The organism is Pseudomonadota bacterium (assembly GCA_030775045.1).
Lineage (GTDB): Bacteria > Pseudomonadota > Alphaproteobacteria > JALYJY01 > JALYJY01 > JALYJY01.
In genome coordinates, this window is record JALYJY010000137.1 from 1 (window position 1) to 3,366 (window position 3,366).

Consider the following 3,366-nt stretch of genomic DNA (forward strand, 5'->3'; position numbering starts at 1 on the left):
GCTTGACGGTCCGGGGTGCAGGCTATTATACGATCTCTTTTGGAACGACATACGCTTTTTGAAGGTACTTCCCGATGGCCAATCTGAAATCATCCAAAAAACGTGCCCGCCAGACAGTGGTCAAAACTGCTGTCAACCGCGCCAGGGTCAGCAAGATCCGCACTTCTGTAAAGAAGGTGGAGCACGCGATCCAGGAGGGTAACAAGGCCGCCGCCCAGGAAGCTTTCAGGTCAGCCCAGCCGATGCTGCAGGGCGGCGTGACCAAGGGTGTGCTGCACAAAAACACTGTGGCCCGCAAGCTGTCGCGCCTGTCTGCTGCCATCAAGGCCATGGCTGCATAAGGACCGGACGGTCCGGAATTTTTATTCCTGCAGGCACAGCGTGATCCCGGCCCTGTTCCAGGAAGGCTGGTTTTCTGTTGCTGCTGCGGGCTGGTTTGATCGGGAAAGCTGGTGAATGACCGATACCCTGGAACAGCAATGGGATCACATCTGCGCCCGGCTTCGTGACGAGCTGGGCGACAGTGTTTTCCATAGCTGGATCCAGCCCATATCCCTGATGTCCCTGGATGGGGACGAAGTCAGGATCTCGGTCCCCACCCGTTTCATGCGCGACTGGATCCGCACCCACTATGCAGACCGTATCCGGACCCTGTGGGCCGAGTCTGCGCCGCAGATCAGCGGCATAAAGATCATCGTGGCGGCCCGGGATAAAGGAAAGGCTGCTCCATCCGGCGGAGAGACGGTCAGCGCGCCGGTTGCCGGAACAGCATCCGTGCCCAGATCCCCGGACAGTCCGTCTTTCGGTGCGACCAGAAAGCTGTGGGATGCGCCGGTCCGGACCCCTGACAGGGAGGACCTGTCCGCGCCGCTGGATCCCCGTTTCACCTTCGAGAATTTCGTTGTGGGAAAATCCAACGAGCTGGCCCACGCAGCGGCCCGGCGCGTGGCTGATGCGCCCACTGTGACTTTCAACCCCCTGTTCCTGTATGGCGGAGTGGGACTGGGTAAAACCCATCTGATGCATGCCATTGCCTGGCAGATCCGGCGCAATAACAGCGCTCGCCGCGTCATCTACCTGTCCGCGGAAAAGTTCATGTACAGCTTCATCCGGGCGCTGCGGTACAAGGATACCATGGCCTTCAAGGAGCAGTTCCGCTCGGTCGATGTCCTGATGATCGACGACGTGCAGTTCATCGGCGGCAAGGAAAACACGTCGGACGAGTTTTTCCACACTTTCAACGCGCTGGTAGACCAGAACCGGCAGGTGATTATATCTGCGGACAAGTCCCCTTCGGATCTGGAGGGGATGGAGGACCGCCTGAAATCCCGCCTGGGCTGGGGCCTGGTGGCGGACATTCATCCCACAACGTACGAGCTGCGCCTCGGGATCCTGCAGTCCAAGGCCGAAATGCTCAAGGTTCAGGTTCCGGAAAAGGTCCTGGAGTTCCTGGCCCACAGGATCACGTCCAACGTGCGCGAGCTGGAAGGCGCCCTGAACCGGATTGTGGCCCACACCTCACTGGTAGGTCATGCCATTACGCTGGAGACGACCCAGGAGGCGTTGCACGACCTGCTGCGGGCCAATGACCGCCGTGTAACGGTCGAGGAAATCCAGAAGAAAGTGGCTGAGCACTACAACATCCGGCTGGCCGACATGGCGTCCGAGCGCCGTTCGCGGTCTGTGGCCCGCCCACGCCAGGTGGCCATGTATCTGGCCAAGCATTTGACCACCCGCTCCCTGCCCGACATTGGCCGCAAATTCGGGGGCAGGGATCACACAACAGTCATGCACGCCGTGCGCAAGGTGGAAGAGCTTCGGGCAGGGGACCGCACGTTCAGCGAAGATGTGGAGCTCTTGCGGCGGATGCTTGAAAGCTGAATGTTTTGACTGCAGAAAACGGAAAGAAAAATTGTTTGTTATCCTGAGGGGCCCGTCTGCTGAAGCCCTGGCGAAGGTAGCAGCGAAAGAACTTGCTCTTCGAAAGGAAAGATCCTTCAGTCGCATTGCTCCTTCAGATGACAGAAGGGATCGGGACAGGATAAATGACCCTCTGCATCGCATTCAGAATTCACCATACGCAGAGTCACCGCGGAAACGGTAGAAGCAGCATGGGGACTGCTGAAAGGTCTGGTGGAGGAACAGAATGCTGGCAGATGGTTCACGGCAGATTTTGGGACGTTCAGGCAGTATGTCCTGTCCGGCGATCCCGATATGAAGGACACTGTGCTGCTGGCCTTTCCGGAACAGGGAGGCGAGCCGGCCGGACTGGTGTCATTTTACTATCGCTTTTCCTTTTACCGGACCAGGCCAATCCTGAGCATGCGCAGCCTGTTTGTGGCCCCTGCGTTCCGTGGCCGGAAAGTGGGGCAGCTGCTGGTCCGGGACGTGATGCGCCGTGGCCTGGACAAAGGCTGCTGCGGCATGGGGTGGGACATTTTCCCGGACAATGAGGGCGCGACCCGGTTCTATGACCGTCTGGGCCTGAAACCCGATGCGGATCGGTTTGTCCACTACTGGGCGGATGAGACGCAGATGAAAGAGTTTGTGTCGGGGGCCTGATCCCCTTCAATGTGCCGAATCCCAGGTGGGGCCGATGCCAGAGTCGGCCACCAGGGGGACGGAGAGGGAGGCAGCGGCCTCCATGACCGCGCGGGTGACGGCGGCGGTTTCTTCGGCCTGCGCTTCCGGCGCTTCCAGCACCAGTTCGTCGTGCACCTGCAGGATCAGGCGCGCTTTCAGGCCCGTCTTTTCCAGGGCCGGGGGCAGGCGGACCATGGCTTTCTTGATGATGTCGGCTGCGGTGCCCTGCAGCGGGGCGTTGATGGCCTGGCGCTCGAACGCCGCGCGGCGTGATCCGTTGCGGTCGTTGATGCCTGGGATGTGGCACCGGCGCCCGAACAGGGTTTTCACATAGCCGTGCTCGCGGCAGAAAGCTTTGGTCTGCTCGATGTACTGGGCCATTTCGGGATAACGTTCCAGATAGCGTTTCACGAATGCGTTGGCCTCGCCCACCGGAATGCCCAGCTGGCGCGCCAGGCCGTGGCCGCTCATGCCGTAGAGAATCCCGAAGTTGATGGCCTTGGCGTTGCGCCGGATCTCGGGCGTCATCTGGTCCAAGGGAACGCCAAAGACCCGGCTGGCCGTGGCGGCATGAATGTCCAGCCCCTGATGGAAAGCCTCGCGCAGGCTGTGGATATCCGCCATGTGGGCAGCCAGGCGCAGCTCGATCTGGGAATAGTCGGCGCTGATCAGCACATTGCCCGGCCCGGCGATGAAGGCCTTGCGGATCTGGCGGCCGGTTTCCGTGCGGATCGGGATGTTCTGAAGGTTCGGATCGGATGAGGCCAGACGGCCGGTCGAGGC

General features: G+C 60.5%; 4 protein-coding genes. 3 read left to right on the forward strand and 1 reads right to left on the reverse strand.

From position 1 onward, the window contains the following. Positions 1-74 precede the first annotated feature (74 nt). From rpsT to M3O22_09095, 3 genes are all read left to right on the forward strand, one after another. On the forward strand, positions 75-341 hold the full coding sequence (rpsT, locus tag M3O22_09085; protein MDP9196893.1) for a 30S ribosomal protein S20: 267 nt from the start codon (positions 75-77) through the stop codon (positions 339-341). 115 nt (positions 342-456) lie between these two features. Beyond that, positions 457-1,881 carry a chromosomal replication initiator protein DnaA gene (gene dnaA / locus M3O22_09090; GenBank protein ID MDP9196894.1) on the forward strand — a complete coding sequence of 475 codons (1,425 nt, stop codon included), beginning with the start codon at positions 457-459 and terminating at the stop codon, positions 1,879-1,881. Between the two features lie 252 nt (positions 1,882-2,133). Beyond that, complete coding sequence (locus M3O22_09095) at positions 2,134-2,562, forward strand: GNAT family N-acetyltransferase (GenBank protein MDP9196895.1); 429 nt, start codon at positions 2,134-2,136, stop codon at positions 2,560-2,562. Between the two features lie 6 nt (positions 2,563-2,568). Here M3O22_09095 and M3O22_09100 read toward each other — a convergent pair. Further along, the coding region (locus tag M3O22_09100; protein ID MDP9196896.1) for a DNA polymerase at positions 2,569-3,366 on the reverse strand (798 nt) is incomplete at its 5' end.

Excerpts from the sequence above, each read along its gene's own strand:
- rpsT (MDP9196893.1), top strand. The coding sequence starts at position 75 with ATGGCCAATCTGAAATCATCCAAAAAACGTGCCCGCCAGACAGTGGTC.
- dnaA (MDP9196894.1), top strand. The coding sequence starts at position 457 with ATGACCGATACCCTGGAACAGCAATGGGATCACATCTGCGCCCGGCTT.